General features: G+C 67.0%; 14 protein-coding genes and 1 tRNA gene. 3 read left to right on the forward strand and 12 right to left on the reverse strand.

All coding sequences use genetic code 11. The features are described from left to right. Positions 1 to 16: 16 nt before the first annotated feature. On the reverse strand, positions 17 to 2,611 hold the full coding sequence (rnr, locus tag ACEI37_RS20720; protein WP_373377980.1) for a ribonuclease R: 2,595 nt from the start codon (positions 2,609 to 2,611) through the stop codon (positions 17 to 19). Between the two features lie 70 nt (positions 2,612 to 2,681). Between rnr and ACEI37_RS20725 the strand changes: the two genes are divergently transcribed. The 3 genes from ACEI37_RS20725 (at position 2,682) to ACEI37_RS20735 (ending at position 4,224) form a co-directional block, all read left to right on the forward strand. Next, positions 2,682 to 2,768: transfer RNA gene (locus ACEI37_RS20725), tRNA-Leu, on the forward strand. A gap of 344 nt (positions 2,769 to 3,112) precedes the next feature. Beyond that, entirely contained in the window at positions 3,113 to 3,547 is a 435-nt protein-coding gene (locus ACEI37_RS20730) for an Rrf2 family transcriptional regulator (protein ID WP_373377981.1), read from the forward strand. A gap of 65 nt (positions 3,548 to 3,612) precedes the next feature. After that, the gene (locus tag ACEI37_RS20735) at positions 3,613 to 4,224 is read left to right on the forward strand and encodes an NAD(P)-dependent oxidoreductase (RefSeq protein ID WP_373377982.1); all 612 of its coding nucleotides are present in this window, start codon (positions 3,613 to 3,615) and stop codon (positions 4,222 to 4,224) included. A gap of 12 nt (positions 4,225 to 4,236) precedes the next feature. Here the strand turns inward: ACEI37_RS20735 and ACEI37_RS20740 are convergent, their stop codons facing one another. The 11 genes from ACEI37_RS20740 to hisS all read right to left on the reverse strand — a co-directional run bounded on the left by ACEI37_RS20740 (position 4,237) and on the right by hisS (position 16,945). Next, on the reverse strand, positions 4,237 to 4,806 hold the full coding sequence (locus tag ACEI37_RS20740; RefSeq protein ID WP_092309225.1) for a phosphoribosyltransferase: 570 nt from the start codon (positions 4,804 to 4,806) through the stop codon (positions 4,237 to 4,239). Positions 4,807 to 4,931: 125 nt separating this feature from the next. Beyond that, positions 4,932 to 6,272, reverse strand: a complete 1,341-nt coding sequence (locus tag ACEI37_RS20745) for an adenylosuccinate synthase (protein WP_373377983.1) — start codon at positions 6,270 to 6,272, stop codon at positions 4,932 to 4,934. An 85-nt stretch (positions 6,273 to 6,357) separates the two neighbouring features. Continuing rightward, entirely contained in the window at positions 6,358 to 7,509 is a 1,152-nt protein-coding gene (locus tag ACEI37_RS20750; RefSeq protein ID WP_373377984.1) for an ATP phosphoribosyltransferase regulatory subunit, read from the reverse strand. A 186-nt stretch (positions 7,510 to 7,695) separates the two neighbouring features. Next, positions 7,696 to 8,604, reverse strand: coding sequence for a protease modulator HflC (gene hflC, locus ACEI37_RS20755; RefSeq protein ID WP_373377985.1), 909 nt, complete (start codon positions 8,602 to 8,604; stop codon positions 7,696 to 7,698). A 10-nt stretch (positions 8,605 to 8,614) separates the two neighbouring features. Next, entirely contained in the window at positions 8,615 to 9,973 is a 1,359-nt protein-coding gene (gene hflK / locus ACEI37_RS20760) for an FtsH protease activity modulator HflK (RefSeq protein WP_373377986.1), read from the reverse strand. A gap of 164 nt (positions 9,974 to 10,137) precedes the next feature. After that, positions 10,138 to 11,403: a GTPase HflX gene (gene hflX, locus ACEI37_RS20765; RefSeq protein ID WP_373377987.1), complete on the reverse strand. Its 1,266-nt coding sequence runs from the start codon at positions 11,401 to 11,403 to the stop codon at positions 10,138 to 10,140. 228 nt (positions 11,404 to 11,631) lie between these two features. After that, on the reverse strand, positions 11,632 to 11,871 hold the full coding sequence (gene hfq, locus ACEI37_RS20770; RefSeq protein WP_012353158.1) for an RNA chaperone Hfq: 240 nt from the start codon (positions 11,869 to 11,871) through the stop codon (positions 11,632 to 11,634). 209 nt (positions 11,872 to 12,080) lie between these two features. Continuing rightward, the gene (gene der / locus ACEI37_RS20775) at positions 12,081 to 13,424 is read right to left on the reverse strand and encodes a ribosome biogenesis GTPase Der (RefSeq protein WP_373377988.1); all 1,344 of its coding nucleotides are present in this window, start codon (positions 13,422 to 13,424) and stop codon (positions 12,081 to 12,083) included. Between the two features lie 218 nt (positions 13,425 to 13,642). Continuing rightward, the gene (bamB, locus tag ACEI37_RS20780; protein ID WP_373377989.1) at positions 13,643 to 14,818 is read right to left on the reverse strand and encodes an outer membrane protein assembly factor BamB; all 1,176 of its coding nucleotides are present in this window, start codon (positions 14,816 to 14,818) and stop codon (positions 13,643 to 13,645) included. Between the two features lie 67 nt (positions 14,819 to 14,885). Continuing rightward, on the reverse strand, positions 14,886 to 15,518 hold the full coding sequence (locus tag ACEI37_RS20785; RefSeq protein ID WP_373377990.1) for a YfgM family protein: 633 nt from the start codon (positions 15,516 to 15,518) through the stop codon (positions 14,886 to 14,888). A 56-nt stretch (positions 15,519 to 15,574) separates the two neighbouring features. After that, positions 15,575 to 16,945 (reverse strand): histidine--tRNA ligase, encoded by a 1,371-nt coding sequence (gene hisS / locus ACEI37_RS20790; protein ID WP_373377991.1) that lies wholly within the window; start codon positions 16,943 to 16,945, stop codon positions 15,575 to 15,577. Positions 16,946 to 16,971: the final 26 nt, after the last annotated feature.

The following is a 16,971-nucleotide window of genomic DNA, read 5'->3' on the forward strand; positions in this document are numbered from 1 at the left end:
ATCCGGCGCCGATCCGCTAGTGCTTGCGCGGCGTGCGCTTGGCGGCGGTCTTGCCCGCCGGCTTGGCCGGGCGCGCCTTGGAGGCCGGCTTGCGCGGCTTTTCCAGGTGCGCGGGCTTGGGCTTAGCGGCGCGCTTGCCGGGCTTGCCGGTCTTCAGATGCGGCTTGAGCGGCGTGATCACCGCCTCGAACACCGGTTGCTCTTCGATCACCCGGTCCAGGGTCTCGTCGAACGACTCTTCAGGCTTGGACGAGCCACCGAGCAGCGCCGCCAGCTGGCGGCCCTTCTTGCGCGCCGGCACCGCATGAGCGGCCGGCACGCGCGGCTGGGTCTCCGCGCCCGTAACCCGCGCGCGCAGCGTTTTCGCCGAGGGCTCCTGCACCAGGCGGAAATCGATCTTGCGCGCATCCAGGTCGACGCGCGACACCTGCACGCGCACGCGGTCGGTGAGCCGGTAGCGGATGCCGGTGCGCTCGCCGCGCAGTTCGTTGCGGGCCTCGTCGTACTGGAAGTAGTCGCTGCCCAGCTCGGTCACGTGGACCAGGCCCTCCACGTACAGCTCGTCGAGCTGCACGAAGATGCCGAACGAGGTCACGGCGCTGACGGTGCCGGCATAGTCGCTGCCCAGCTTGTCGCGCATGAAGTAGCACTTGAGCCAGGCCTCGACATCGCGCGAGGCCTCGTCGGCGCGGCGCTCGTTGGCCGAGCAATGCAAGCCCAGCTCGTCCCAGATGGCCTCGTTGCGGCGCGCGCGCGCCGCGGTCAGCTCGGCCTTCTGCTCGGCGTCCTTGGCCTGCAGCCTGCGCGCCTTGGGCGAGATCGCGGTGTTCAGCTCGGTGCCGTGGGCAAAGGCCGGCTGGTACTTGGTGTGCGCCAGCACCGCCTTGATCGCGCGGTGCACCAGCAGGTCGGGATAGCGGCGGATCGGGCTGGTGAAGTGCGCGTAGGCCTCGTACGCCAGGCCGAAGTGGCCGATATTGTCGGGGCTGTAGACCGCCTGCTGCATCGAGCGCAGCAGCATGGTCTGCAGCATCGGCGCGTCCGGGCGGGACTTGATCTTGTCCATCACCTCGGCATAGTCCGACGCCTGCGGCTTGTCGCCCCCGCCCAGCGACAGGCCGGCGGTGCGCAGGAAGTCGCGCAGGTTCTTCAGCTTCTCGTCGCTGGGGCCGGCATGGATGCGGTACAGCGCCGGGTGCTTGAAGCGCTCGAGAAAGTCGGCCGCGCACACGTTGGCGGTCAGCATGCATTCCTCGATCAGCCGGTGCGCATCGTTGCGCGTGCGCGGCAGGATCTGCTCGATCTTGCCCTGCGCATTGCAGACGATGTAGGTCTCGGTGGTGTCGAAGTCGATCGCGCCGCGCGCGCGCCGCGCCTTGAGCAGGACCTGGAACAGCTCGTACAGGTTCTGCAGGTGCGGCACCAGCTCGCTGCGCTTGTGCGCCTCGGGGCCCTTGGTGTTGGACAGCACCGCCCAGACCTCGTTGTAGGTCAGCCGCGCTGTCGAATGCATCACTGCCGGGTAGAACTGGTAGCCCTTGAGCTCGCCCTTGGCGGTGATCACGGCATCGCACACCATGCACAGCCGGTCCACGTGCGGATTGAGCGAGCAGAGTCCGTTGGACAGCTTCTCCGGCAGCATCGGGATCACGCGCCGCGGGAAATACACCGAGGTGGCGCGGTCGAGCGCGTCGGCATCGAGCGGCGTGCCCGGACGCACGTAGTGCGACACGTCGGCGATCGCCACGATCAGGCGCCAGCCCTTGGCGCGGCCGATCCTGACCGGTTCGCAATAGACCGCGTCATCGAAGTCGCGCGCGTCTTCGCCGTCGATGGTGACCAGCGGGATGTCGCGCAGGTCGATGCGATGGTCCAGGTCTGCCTGGCGCACCTCATCGGGCAACCCGGCGGCTTCCTGGGCGGCGGCCGGCGAAAACTGGTGCGGCACGCCGTACTTGCGCACCGCGATCTCGATCTCCATGCCGGGATCGTCGATCTCGCCGAGCACTTCCACCACGCGGCCCACCGGCTGCACATAGCGGTCGGGGAATTCGGTCAGCTCGACGCTCACCACCTGCCCCACCCGGGCCTTGCCCTGCGCCTTGGGCGGGATCAGGATGTCCTGGCTGATGCGCTTGTCTTCGGGCGCCACCACCAGCACGCCGCCCTCGCTGAGCAGGCGGCCGATGACATAGCGGTTGGCGCGCTCGATGATCTCGACGATCTGGCCCTCGGGGCGCCCGCGCCGGTCGTAGCCGACCACACGCACCTGGGCGCGGTCGTTGTGCATGGCCTTCTGCAGTTCGCGCTCGGGCAGGAAGATATCGTCCTCGCCGTCGTCGCGGATCAGGAAGCCGAAGCCGTCGCGGTGGCCCTGCACCCGGCCGATGACGAAGTTGGGCTGGTGCGCCAGCTCGTAGCGGCCCTTGCGGTTGAGCTCGATCTGGCCGTCGCGCTCCATTGCGGCCAGGCGCTTCTGGAAGCCGTCATGCTCCTTGCGCGTGACCGCCAGCGCCTTGGCGATATCGCCTGCCGACTGGGGGGATCCCGACGTTCTCAGCACGCCCAGGATTTCTTCCCGGCTGGGGATCGGATAGTTATTCTGATTCAATTTTTTCTGGAAACTATTTGACAAAATTCTCGCGCTCTCTATAATGAGCGCTTCGGTTGTTTCGACACCTGCCCAGGTGGCGGAATTGGTAGACGCACTAGGTTCAGGTCCTAGCGGTGGCAACACTGTGGAGGTTCGAGTCCTCTCCTGGGCACCAAGTTACCGGAAAACCCGCAGCGCTTTCGAGCCCTGCGGGTTTTTTGTTTTTGACGCCTGTTTCGCGCATCAGATCCGGCAACTTGCACTCCTTGCTTGGCGGCACTGCCGCGATGTCATTACCTGCGAGCGTACGGGTTTTTCCCCGTCCGTGAAACCGCGCACCGTACCCTGCGCGGCAGCCGCACCACAAGGTTACGGCAATGTCGGGGAGTGTAACAGCTTCAGTGGCGATTCCGGCATTCCGGCGGCCACTGCAAACCATTTCGCCGCAACCGCTCTCTCCCCACGCTTGACGGCACCCCCGATATGTAACTATCATGGTTTCACATTGCACCCGACACCATGAGCACAAGCAGCCGGTTTGCCGTAGCCGTCCATATCCTCACCCTGCTGGCCAGTTCCGCCGAGCCGGTGCCGTCGTCGCTGATTGCCGGCAGCGTCGGCACCAACCCGGCGCTGATCCGGCGGCTGGTTGGCCAGCTGGCTGAAGCGGGCCTGGTGACCACCACCATGGGCAGCACCGGCGGCGCCACGCTGGCGCGCCCAGCCGCGTCGATCACGCTGCTGGAGGTATTCCGCGCGGTCGAAACCACCGCGCTGATCGCGCTGCACCAGAGTGCGCCCAATCCGGCCTGCCTGGTTGGGCGCGAGATCACCGGTGCGCTGCGCAAGGTCGCCGACCGCGCGCAGGCGGCCATGGACGAAACCCTGGCCGGCATCACCATCGCCGGCATGCTGGCCGATGTCGAGCGCGGCAGCCAGCGCCGCAAGCGGTGATTTTTTTTACCCCGATATGTAACCACATCAGTTTCATATCCACCTGACTCAACCAAGGAACGACCATGAAGATCGCCATCATTGGAGCCACCGGCCGCGTTGGCACGCGCCTGACCGAAGAAGCCGTGCGCCGCGGCCACCAGGTGACCGCCATCGCGCGCCAGGCCAGCCGCTTGCCCGCGCGCGCGGGCGTGACCAGCAAGGATGTGGATGCGACCGACAGCGCGGCACTGAGCGCCGCCCTCGCCGGCCATGATGCCGTCGTCAGCACCGCGCGCTTCGCGCAGCTGAACGCGCAGCAGGTGACCACGGCGGTGCGCCAGGCAGGCGTGCCGCGGCTGCTGGTGGTGGGCGGTGCCGGCAGCCTCCAGATCGCGCCGGGCGTGCAACTGGTCGACACCCCGAATTTTCCCGATGCCTACAAGGCCGAGGCGCTGGCCGGCCGCGACTTCCTGAACGCGCTGCGCGGCGAGCAGCAGATCGACTGGACCTTCCTGTCGCCGTCCGCGCTGTTCGAGCCGGGCGAGCGCACCGGCCATTTCCGCCTTGGCAAGGAAGACCTGCTGAGCGACGCAGCAGGCAAGAGCTGGATCTCGATGGAAGACTACGCCATCGCCATGCTCGATGAACTCGAGAAGCCGGCGCATTCGCGCCAGCGCTTCACGGTGGGCTACTGAGCCCGACCGCGCTCAATCGCGCGCGCCGTCATCGAGAAGGCTGGCGCGCTTGCCGCGCTTGAGCCATGCGGCAAGGTTGTGCGGGCGCAGCGTGTCGTACTCTTCGAACGGCTGGTGGATCCAGGGGTTCGACTCCAGGAAGGTGACGTGGTAGTCCGGCTCGACCTTGGAGCAGGCCTTGTACCACAGCACTGCCGAGCGCACTTCGGTCACCGCCGGATAGCGCTCCTTGAGGTGGCGGCCCACGCGCTCCAGCGTGATGCCCGAGTCCACCAGGTCGTCCACCAGCAGGATCTTGCCGCTCAACTCGCCGCGGGTCATGGTGATGTACTGCGCGATGTCGAGATCGCCCTGCTGCGTGCCGGCGGCCTCGCGGTAGCTGCTGGTGGCCAGGATCGCCAGTGGCACGTCGAAGATGCGCGACATCTGGTCGCCCACGCGCAGCCCGCCGCGCGCGAGGCACAGGATCTTGTCGAACTTCCAGCCCGATTCATGCACGTTCAGCGACAGGCGTGCGATCAGGCGATGGTATTCGTCCCAGGAGACCCACAGGTTCTCGTCATCGTTGGTAGGCAGGTTCATCGTTTTACTCGTGATGTCGTGCGGTCGGCTGACCGATATGGCTCGGCCCGCTTGCGCGGGCCGATTTATTTTCTGGCGGGCCGCGGCGCTCGTGGCGCGCGGCCCTGCGGGTAGTGCGCTGGCGCTCAGGCCTTGTACGGATGGCGCAGCAGGATGGTCTCGTCGCGGTCCGGGCCGGTCGAGATCATGTCGATCGGAATGCCGACCACTTCTTCCACGCGCTTCAGGTAGACCCGGGCCTGCTCAGGCAGTGCGTCCCACGTCTTCACGCCGAAGGTGGACTCGTTCCAGCCCGGGAATTCCTCGTAGACCGGCTCGCAGCGCGCCACGGCATCCGAGCCACGCGGCAGGATGTCAACCGTCTTGCCATCGAGCGTGTAGCCAACACACAGCTTGATGCTTTCGAGGCCGTCGAGCACATCCAGCTTGGTCATGCACAGGCCCGACACGCCGTTGATCTGCACCGAGCGCTTGAGCGCGGCCGCATCGAGCCAGCCGGTGCGGCGCGGACGGCCGGTGACCGAGCCGAATTCCTTGCCGACATTGGCCAGGCGCACCCCCACCGCATCCTGGCGCGAGGGGTTGTCGTTGTCGTACAGCTCGCTCGGGAACGGGCCGGCACCGACGCGGGTGCAGTAGGCCTTGGTGATGCCGAGGATGTAGTTCAGCCGGCCCGGGCCCACGCCGGCGCCGGCGGCTGCCGCACCGGCCACGCAGTTGCTGGAGGTGACGAACGGATAGGTGCCGTGGTCAACGTCGAGCAGCGTGCCCTGCGCGCCTTCGAACATCAGGTTGCCGCCGGCCGCGTTGACCGCGTACAACTCGGCCGACACGTCGGCGACCATCGGTGCCAGGCGCGGGGCGTAGGCCAGTGCTTCGTCCAGGGTCTGCTGGAAATCGACCGCTTCGGCGCCCAGGTACTGGGTCAGCATGAAGTTGTGGAAGTCCAGGTTCTCGCGCAGGCGTTCGGCGAACTGCTGCGGGTCGAACAGGTCCTGCACGCGCAGCGCGCGGCGTGCCACCTTGTCTTCATAGGCCGGACCGATGCCGCGACCGGTGGTGCCGATCTTGGCGGCACCGCGGCGGGCCTCGCGCGCCTTGTCGATGGCGACGTGGTACGGCAGGATCAGCGTGGCCGCTTCGGAAATGCGCAGGCGGTTCTGCACCTGCAGGCCGGCGCCCTCGAGTTCTTCGATTTCACGGAACAAAGCTTCGGGCGACAGCACCACACCGTTGCCGATGTAGCAGACCGTGCCGGCGCGCATGATGCCCGAGGGGATCAGCCGGAGAATGGTCTTCTTGCCGCCGATGATCAGCGTGTGGCCAGCGTTGTGGCCACCCTGGAACCGCACCACGCCCTTTGCATGGTCGGTAAGCCAATCGACGATTTTTCCTTTGCCTTCGTCACCCCACTGGGTGCCGATCACGACGACATTGCGTCCCTGGCCTACTGCGGATGCGGACATATTGCTTTGGTCAATAGGTTAAAAACGTATTCTACTCTTGTTGCCGGGCGATTCCCGGTTTTTGGGCCGCCGCGGCGTCGATGCGTCAGCGCGGTACCACGGCCCAGCCGGCATCCTTGCGCACCAGTTGCCGGTCGCAATTGAATTCATCCAGCTCATGAGTGTGGCCGGGCAGCGACTGGATCACGATCTCGCCTGCGGCGCGCAGCGCGGTAATCGCGGCACGAAGTGCCGGGTCCGCATCCCAGGGCGCAAAAATCGCCAGCGCACGGACCTCGACGGGTGACAGGGCCGCCACTTCACGCAGGTCCAGCGAGAAACCCGTGGCCGGACGCGCGCGGCCGAAGGCCTCGCCCACCTTGTCGTAGCGGCCGCCCCGCGCCACGTAATTGGGCAGGCCCGCCACATAGGCCGCGAACATCACGCCGCTGTGGTAGTGGTAGCCGCGCAGGTCCGACAGGTCGATATTGACGCTGGCGCCGCGCACCTGCACCGCCAGCGCCGCCAGCTCATCCAGCGCGCGGCCGATGGCCGGGCTGGCCGGCAGCGTCGCGCGGGCGCGCTCGATGACCTCGACGCCGCCGTAAAGCGTCGGCAGCGCCAGCAGCGCGTCGCGCTCGGTCTGCGGCATGCCCGCGGTCAGTTCGCGCAAGGCCGGCACGTCCTTGGTTTCCAGCGCGGCAAACAACGCGTCCTCGATCTTGCGGATCGACGGCAGGCCCGCCAGCAACGCTTCGAGGATGCCGGCATGGCACAGGTCGATACGGATCTCCGACAGGCCCGCCGCGGTCAGCGCGGCCAGCATCAGCTCCTGGATCTCGACGTCGGCTTCGAGGCCGGCGTGGCCATAGATCTCGGCGCCGATCTGGATCGGCTCGCGGGTGGCGTGGAACCCCGCCGGGCGCGCGTGCAGCACGTTGCCGGCGTAGCACAGCCGGGTCACGCCGGGACGGTTCAGCAGGTGGGCGTCGATGCGCGCGACCTGCGGCGTGATATCGGCGCGCAGCCCCATGGTGCGGCCCGACAGCTGGTCGACCAGCTTGAGCGTGCGCAGGTCGAGGTCATGGCCGGTGCCGGTCAGCAGCGACTCGAGGTATTCCAGCATCGGCGGCATCACCAGCTCGTAGCCGTAGGTGCGGAACAGGTCCAGCATGCGGCGGCGCAGCTCTTCGATCTTGCGCGCTTCCGACGGCAGCACGTCGGCAATGTTTTCTGGCAGCAGCCAATGGTTGGACATGGTGAATCTCTTCTCTGTCATTCAGTTGCCTGCCGGCGCAGCGCCTGCAGGGTCCGGGCCTGGCCCGGCATAACCACGGTGCGGGCACCGCGCGCCCGCGCCATCACTCCGCAGCGACGGCTCCAGCCGGACAAAACCCCGGCAAGCCGGGGTTTCGTCAATTCGCCACACGGACAAGCGACGGTGCTAGCGCTTGCCTCCGCCGTTGCCCGCGGCGGCGCCCGCGGCGCCGCCGCTGGAACGCATGTAGCGGAAGAACTCGGAATTGGGCTCCAGCACCAGCACGTCGCGCTTGTCGCGGAAGGTGTTGCGGTAGGCCTCCATGCTGCGCCAGAACTGCGCAAACTGCGGATCCCGGCCAAACGCATCGCCATAGATCTGCGACGCCTTGGCGTCGCCCTCTCCCTTGATCACCTGGGCATCGCGATAGGCCTCGGCCAGCACCACTTCGCGCTGGCGATCGGCATCGGCGCGGATCTTCTCGCCCTCGGCGGCGCCGGTGGAGCGGAGCTCGTTGGCCACGCGCTTGCGCTCGGCCTCCATGCGGCGATACACCGATTCGCTGATGGCGGGCAGCAGGTCGACGCGCTTCAGGCGCACGTCGAGGATCTCGACGCCGACCGACTTGGCATACTCGCTCATGCCGTTGCGGATGGCCTGCATTACCTGCTCGCGCTCGCCGGCGACCACGTCGGCGACGGTGCGCTTGCCGAATTCTTCGCGCGCCACCGAGTCGATGCGCTGCGTCATGCGGTCCTGCGCGCCGCGCAGGTTGCCGCCGAAGGCGACGAAGAACTTGCGCGGATCGGTGATGCGCCATTTGACAAACCAGTCCACCACCATGCTCTTCTTCTCGGCGGTCAGGAAGCGCTCGTTGGCGGCGACATCGATGGTCTGCAGGCGCCGGTCCATGAACACCACGTTCTGGAACGGCGGCGGCAGCTTGAAGTGCAGGCCCGGCTCACGCACCACTTCCTTGATCTGGCCGAAGGCGAACACCACGGCGTACTGGCGCTGGTCGACCACGAACAGCATGGACGAAACCACGGCCAGCAGGATGAAAAAGCCGATTGCGAAGGAAATCAGTCGGTTCATGACGGTCTCCTCAGCGCGAGTCGCGGTCACGGTTGCGCAGCGATTCGCGCGACCGGTTGTCCGTCGAGGCATCCGGCGCGGGTGCCGGTGTGCCCGCCGCGCCGGGCTGGCCCGGCTGCGGCGTGGCGCGGCCCTCGGCCTGCGCCATCAGCTTGTCCAGCGGCAGGTAGAGCAGGTTGTTGCCCTGGCGCGCGTCGACCAGCACCTTGGTCGAATTGGAGTAGATCTGCTGCATGGTTTCCAGATAGATACGGTCGCGCGTCACCTGCGGCGCCTTGGCATATTCCGACTGCACCGAACGGAAACGCGACGCATCGCCCTCGGCCTGCGCCACCACGCGGGCGCGATAGGCTTCGGATTCTTCCTTCAGGCGCGCCGCGGTACCCTTGGCGCGCGGGATGATGTCGTTGGCGTAGGCCTGGCCTTCGCTGATGGCGCGCTCGCGGTCCTGGCTGGCCTTGTTGACGTCGTCGAACGCGGCCTGCACCTGCTCGGGCGGCTGCACGCTCTGCACGTTCACGGACAGCACGCGGATGCCGGTCTTGTACGCCGACAGGATGGCCTGGATCGACTTGGCCAGTTGCTGCGCGATCTGTTCGCGGTTTTCGTACAGCACCGCGTCCATCTTGTTGCGGCCGACGATCTCGCGCACCGAGGTCTCGGCCGCCTGCGTCACCAGCTCCTCATCGCCACCCCGGTCGGTCTTGTTGAAGAACAGGAATTCGCTGGCGTCCTGGATCACGTACTGCACGGTGAAGCGCACGTCGATGATGTTCTCGTCCTGCGTCAGCATCGACGAGTCTTTCAGGTTGCTGTCCTTGATCGAGGTGGAGCGGCCGACCTCGACCGAGCGCACCGCCGACAGGTTGACCACCTCGGCCGACTGGATCGGCCAGGGCATGCGCCAGTTGATGCCGGGGCCGGTGGAGTACTTGAACTTGCCGAACTGCAGGATCACCGCGGTCTGGCCTTCCTGCACCATGAAGAAGCCGCTGGCCAGCCAGATGCCCACAACCGCGGCCACGATCACGCCGGCGCCGACGCCCGAGCCCTTGCCCGAGGTGCGCGGGCCGCCGAAGCCCTGGTTGCCGTTGCCGCCGTTGTCCTTGCGGCCGAGCAGGCCGTTCAGGCGGCGGTTGAAGTCGCGCCACAGTTCGTCCAGGTCCGGCGGGCCGCCATCCTGCTGCGGACGCTGGTTTTGCTGGCGGTTGTCGTCGCGGCCGTCCTTCTTGTCATCGTCCTGCCCATCCCGACCCCAGCGCGGATCGTTCAGCGAGAAGATGGCGCGCAGGCGCTGCCAGCCCGCGCGCAGCGCGAGGCGGCCGCCTGGTGTCAGGCTCGAATCAGCATTCCGGGGAAACTGGGGCATGAAGTGCACGGGTCCGGGGAAGTTTGTAACAGGGGGATTCTAGCAGTCATCGGCGCCACTTTTGGCCAATTCGCGCAATCCCCGCGGCAACCGCACCGGAATTGGGCAGAACCGGCGCCAGACCGGCACCAAAGCGGCCCGGTGCGGCGCGGGCCAGCGGGGCCCTACGGCCGGCGCGGGTCCGCCGCATCGGCATCGTCACCGTCGTCCACCACGCCATCGTCGAGGCCATCGTCGAGGCCATCGCCGGCGTCATCGGACTGCGCCACATCATCCAGGCGCGGGTCGTAGGGTTGCGGCTCGGGCGGACGACTGGCCAGCCATTGCGCCACCTCGACCACGGCCTCGCGCAGCGCGTCCAGGCCCAGGCCCTCGCGCGCGCTCAGGAACACGCGCGTGGGGATGCCTTCCGCGTCGCGCTCGATGCGCGGGCCATCGCCCAGCAATTCGGGCGCGGCGTCGATCTTGTTCATCACCACGATCTGCGGGATGTCCAGCGCGTTGATTTCGGCCAGCACCCGGTTGACCTGCTCGATCTGCTCGTGGCGCACCGGGCTCGAGGCATCGACCACATGCAGCAGCAGGTCGGCATGCACGGTCTCGTCCAGCGTGGCGCGGAACGCCGCCACCAGTTGCGTGGGCAGGTCGCGGATAAAGCCGACCGTATCCGACAGCACCACGTTGCCCAGGCCGTCCAGGAACAGCCGGCGCGAGGTGGTGTCGAGCGTGGCGAAGAGCTGGTTGGCCGCATACGCGCCGGCCTTGGTCAGCGCGTTGAACAGCGTCGACTTGCCCGCGTTGGTGTAGCCCACCAGCGAGATGCTGAGGGTGTCGTTGCGCGCGCGCGCGCGCCGCTGGGTGCTGTGCTGGCGCTGCAGCCGCGACAGATCGGACTTGAGCCGCTTGGCGCGCTCGTCCAGCATGCGGCGGTCCAGTTCGAGCTGGCGCTCGCCAGGGCCGCCGCGCATGCCGATGCCGCCCTTCTGCCGCTCCAGGTGGCTCCACGCGCGGACCAGCCGCGACGCGCGGTACTGCACCTGCGCCAGTTCCACCTGCACCTTGCCGACATGGCTCTGCGCGCGCTGCCCGAAGATATCGAGGATCAGGCCGGTCCGGTCGATCACGTGGCGCTGCAGGAAGCGCTCCAGGTTGCGCTGCTGCGCCGGGCTGAGCGCGTGGTTGAAGACCACCACGTCGGCGTCCAGCGCATCGGCGGCCTCCTTCAGCTCTTCGGCCTTGCCCGAACCGATGAACAAGGCCGGATCCGGCCGCGCGCGGCGGCCCGTCAGCGTATGCACCGGCAGCGAGCCGGCGGTGGTGGTCAGCAGCGCCAGTTCGCTGAGGCTTTCCTGGAAATCATGCTTGCCGAAGTCGACGCCGACGAGGATGGCGCGCGAAGGGGCGGTATTGGAGGTGGCTCTGGGGTCCAAGGGCGGGCGCGAATGCGCAGGGAAATTCGGGTTCAGGGGAAGGGATGGCGGATCTCGGACACTGTCCTGGCCCCTGCCGGGACAGGTCGCCGCATGATGCGGAACGTGGCAGCGGGCGCATTGGCAACCGCCGGGCCACGCGGCACCGGGTGCGTCGGCACGCCGGCGCCGGGCATCGTGGCGGCGCTGCCTGGCGCCCGTACGATGCCCTGGGGCAGATCGGTCAGATCACGCCTCGGCGGAATCATCCACGCGGAAATTGACGGCGCGTGCCGGCACGACGGTGGAAATCGCATGCTTGTAGACCATCTGGGTCACGGTGTTGCGCAGCAGGACGACATACTGGTCGAAGGATTCGATATTGCCTTGCAGCTTGATGCCATTGACGAGATAGATGGAAACCGGCACGTGCTCTTTGCGCAGCGCGTTCAGGAACGGGTCTTGTAGCAGTTGCCCTTTGTTGCTCATGGCACACTCCAAATTTATAGGTTTAGTGGTGAATGATGGGGATGGAAATCCCCGGTTCAAGTCAGGCGGCGCAAAAACGCGCCAGAAAAAAGATCAAAACGGTACCAAGTTGGCGTCAATGCGCAGGGAACCCCCTGCTACCGTGAATTTAGCCGCAGTTCCAAACGAACGCAAACGAAAACTGGCCCGCCACGGATCCGATTCCGGACTCACTCCTTCGAGTCCGCGTACGGATTTTTGTTCGTGCGAAATTCGATGCGCAGGGGCGTGCCCTTGAGCTTGAAGGCCGCACGGAAACGGTTTTCCAGGTAGCGCCGGTAGGTCTCGGCCACGCCCGACAGCGCATTGCCGTGGATCACGATGATGGGCGGATTCGAGCCGCCCTGGTGCGCATAGCGCAGCTTGGGCCGCGACGCGCCGACGCGCTTGGGCTGCTGGAATTCCACGGCTTCCTGCAGCACCCGCGTCAGTTGCGGCGTCGGCAGCTTGACCATGGCCGCGGCATACGCGTCGTCGACCGAGCGCAGCAGCGCGCCGATGCCGGTGCGCTCGCGCGCCGACACAAAGTGAAAGTTGGCAAAACTGAGGAATTGCAGCTTGCGCTCGAGATCATGCTTGATGCGGTCGCGCGTATGGCCGTCCAGTCCGTCCCATTTATTGACGCCGACCACCAGCGCGCGGCCTGACTCGACGATAAAGCCGGCGATATGCGCGTCCTGGTCGGAAATATCCTGCTGCGCGTCGAGCAGCAGGATCACCACGTTGGCGTCCGCGATCGACTGCAGCGTCTTGACCACCGAGAATTTCTCGATCGCCTCGAACACCTTGCCGCGCCGGCGCAGGCCGGCGGTATCGATCAGCGTATAGGGCTTGCCGCCACGCTCGAACTCCACGTAGATGGCGTCGCGGGTGGTGCCGGGCATGTCGAAGGCGATCACGCGCTCTTCACCGATCAGCGTATTGACCAGCGTGGACTTGCCCACATTGGGGCGCCCGACGATGGCGATCTTGACGCCCTTGCCCTCGTCCGAGGCCTCCTCGGCCAGCTCGGGGCGCTCCTGCACCGCCAGCTCGATGGCTTCATCGACCAGCTCGCGCACGCCGTCGCCATGGGCGGCGGAGATCGCGTACGGATCCCCCATGCCCAGCTCGTAGAAGTCCGCCGCCACCGAGGTGTACTTCATGCCCTCGGCCTTGTTGACCGCCAGCATGATGCGCCGGCCGGTCTTGCGCAGGTAATCGGCGATGGCGCGGTCCTGCGGCGCCAGGCCCAGGCGGCCGTCGACGATAAAGATCACCACGTCGGCCTCGACCACCGCCTGCTTGGTCTGCTTGGCCATCTCGGCGACGATGCCTTCCTTGACCACGGGCTCGAAGCCGCCGGTATCGATGGCGATGAACGGACGTTCGCCGATGCGTCCTTCGCCGTAATGGCGGTCGCGCGTCAGGCCCGGCAGGTCGGCGACGAGCGCGTCGCGCGAGCGGGTCATGCGGTTGAATAGCGTCGACTTGCCCACATTGGGGCGGCCGACAAGTGCGATAACTGGTTTCATGCCATAAACGGAAACGGGGGCCGGCAACTGCCGCCCCCCGGTAACTCCGGAGTCAAGGGTTTCAACGGCAGCCCGCGCCACCTGGGCGCGGGCTGCCGCCTGTCCTGTCGGGCGCGGCGCGGGTCAGCGACCCGCTGCAATTGCCGCGCCAAGGATCATGCTACCGGATTCGGCGCCGGCCGTACCGACAGGTGTACGGCAGCGCGCATAGGGTCCTGTCAGCCAGGCTGGAATCCGTAGACGTCGCCGTCGCGCGTCTGGATCACCAGGGTCTGCCCCGCCACCACGGGCGCGGCGGTGATGGCGCTGCCATCGGTCTTCATGCGTGCCACCACCTGGCCGTCTTCGCGCGACAGGAAGTGGACATAGCCTTCGAAGTCGCCCATCACCACCGAGCGACCCAGCGCCAGCGGCGCGCCCAGGCGGCGGTTGCGCAGGTCGGCGTTCTTCCAGCGCTCGCTGCCGTTCTGGCGGTCGAACGCATGCACCACCGATTGCTCGTCGCTGGCGTAAAGCGCATTGTCATCCTGCGCGGGGCCAGCCGGCGACGAGAAATCCTTGCCCCACTGCGGCTGGCCGCTGGCCAGCTCCAGGCAGGCGACCCGGCCCTGGAAGGTGGTGGCGCAGACCTGGCGGCCGCTGACCATGGGCAGGCCGGTGACGTCGTTCAGGCGCTCGATCTCCGACACGCCCTTCGGATACGAAATCGCGCTTTCCCAGCGCAGCACGCCGTTGCCCGGCGTCAGCACGCCAAGCTTGCCGCCGGGGAAGCCCATCACGATGCCGTCGCCGGCGAACACCATGCCCATCGCCGCGCGCAGATTCAGCGGGGTCTGCGAGCGCTGGTAAATCCAGCGGCGCTCGCCGGTCTCGGCATCCAGCCCGAACACCCGGGTATCGGTGGTGCGCACCACCACCAGGCCGTTGCCGACCAGCGGTGCCGACAGGACCTCGCCGTTGACCTGCTTCTTCCAGATCTGCTTGCCGCTGGCGTCGAAGGCGTAGACCGCGCCCTTCTCGCCCGCCACCGCGGTGACCGAGCCGTCGCTGCCCGGCCCCGAGGTCAGGTCCACGTCGGTCTTGGCCTTCCACAGCACGCGGCCGCTGGCGCCTTCGAGCGCCATCACGTTGCCGTTGTTGGATGACACATAGACATTGTTGCCCGCCGCCGCCGGCTGCATCGAATAGGGGCCGCTCTTGCCGACGTCGGCCTTCCAGGCCTGGCGCACCGCCAGCGTGCCCGATACCGGCTTGAGTTCGGCAGGCGGGTGCTTGTTTTCCTTGCTGAACAGCGCGCAGCCGCCAAGCGTGGCCAGGCAGGCAGCCGCCACCAGCGCACGGGAAATCGTGCGGGTCGGCTGGCGATGTACGGCACGGGAAAGCACTGACGTCATAACTTTACGGTCCTGTTGTTCGATCCGCGGGATCAACGGTATGGCAATGTTTCAAACGGCAGCCGGGTCAGGCCGCGCCCAGCGCATCGAGCTTGAACTGGATGATCTGGCGCATCGCCGGCTCGGCCTGGCCCAGCTTGTCCAGCGCCTTGCGATAGGCCGTGCGGGCATCGTCGCGCTTGTCCTGCGCAGCGAGCAGGTCGCCACGGCGGTCCGCGTAGAGCGCGACGAACGCGGCCGGCGGCTCATCCTTGAGCAGCGCCAGGCCCTGGTCATAGGCCTTTTCGTCGAGCAGCACGCCGGCCAGGCGCACGCGCGCCAGGTGCGAATATTCTTCGTCGCCGTGGTCGATGGCCCATTGCAGCTGGCTCTTGGCGGCAGTCAGGTCGCCCGCATCGTACAGCACGCGGCCGGCGACCAGTGCGCTCATCTGGCCGTAGGCGGTACGACCGAACTTGCCTTCCAGGTCGGTCGCGGCGCGCTTGATGCGCTCGACATCGCGCGCCTCGGCGGCCTTGAGCACCTGCTCGTACAGCACCGCGGCTTCGCCGGCCTGCTTGCGCTCCCAGTACTTCCAGCCGTTCCAGCCGGCAAAGGCGAGCAGCGCGATGATCAGCGCCCAGGTCAGCGCATTGCCATACTGGCGCCACCAGGCCTTCAGATTCTCAAGCTGTTCCTGTTCTTCTAGATCGTAAGCCATGTCGAGGCAATCACCTGCGTTGGTTGGATACTCGTGGTGTTGGGGCTGCGGCGCGCTTATTCGCTGGCGCCGACCATGGCGTCGATCAGGTAATCGACCAGGCCTTCGGCCGGCACGGTGGCCTGTTGCCCACCGCCTTCGGCCTGCTCGCGCTGGCGAAGTTCCTTGACCTGGACCACGCCGGCGGCCACTTCGTCGTCGCCAATGATAACGGCATAGGCTGCGCCGCTTGCGTCGGCGCGCTTCATTTGAGACTTGAAGCTGCCGCCCTTGCCGTCCGGGCTGGCGTGCAGCACCACGTCGAGGCCGGCGTCGCGCAGGCGCTCGGCGGCCACCATTGCCTGCTGCGCGGCGGCCTCGCCCTGGTGCACCAGGTAGACGTCGCAACCGACCGCCTCGGGCACCACGCCCTCCTCGCGGATCAGCTCGATGATGCGCTCGATGCCCATGGCCCAGCCGCAAGCCGGTGCCGGCTTGCCGCCCATCTGCGCGATCAGCGGATCATAGCGGCCGCCGCCGGCAATGGTGCCCTGCGCGCCCAGCTTGTCGGTGATCCACTCGAACACCGTCAGGTTGTAGTAATCGAGGCCGCGCACCAGGCGCGGGTTGATCTTGAACGGGATGTTGTTGGCCTTCAGCAGGCGCTGCACGCCCTCGAAGTGCGCCAGCGATGCTTCGCCCAGGAAGTCGATCAGCTTGGGCGCGTTGGCCGCCATTTCCTGCAGCGCCGGGTTCTTGGTGTCGAGTACGCGCAGCGGGTTGGTGTACAGGCGGCGCTTGCTGTCGTCGTCGAGGATGTCCTGAAAGCCTTCCAGGTACTTGATCAGCTGCTCGCGGTGCGCCGCGCGCTCGTCGGCCTGCCCCAGCGAATTGATTTCGAGGCGCACGCCGATCAGCCCCAGGTCGTCCCACAGGCGCTGGCACATCAGGATGATCTCGGCATCCACGTCCGGGCCGGCGAAGCCCAGCGCCTCGGCGCCGAGCTGGTGGAACTGGCGATAGCGGCCGCGCTGCGGACGCTCGTGGCGGAACATCGGGCCGGTGTACCACAGGCGCTTGGGGCCGTCGTACAGCAGGTTGTGCTCGATGGTGGCGCGCACGGCCGCGGCGGTGCCCTCGGGGCGCAGCGTCAACTCCTCGCCGTTGAGCGAGTCTGTGAAGGAGTACATCTCCTTCTCGACGATGTCGGTGACCTCGCCGATGCCGCGCACGAACAGCTGGGTGTGTTCGACGATGGGCGTGCGGATCTGCTGGTAGCCGTAGGCGCGCAGCATCGCGCGCGCGGCATTCTCGAAATGCTCCCACAGCGGCGCGTCGGCCGGCAGCATGTCGTTCATGCCCTTCACGCCCTGCAGGGCCTTGGCGGGGCGTGCCTTCGGTTCGGTCTTGGCGGCGCCGGCGGCGGCCATGGTCTCGGTTTGCGTCATTCTGTTCTAGTCAGGCTGCTGGCCCC

It is taken from the genome of Cupriavidus nantongensis (genome assembly GCF_041726985.1).
GTDB lineage: Bacteria > Pseudomonadota > Gammaproteobacteria > Burkholderiales > Burkholderiaceae > Cupriavidus > Cupriavidus nantongensis_A.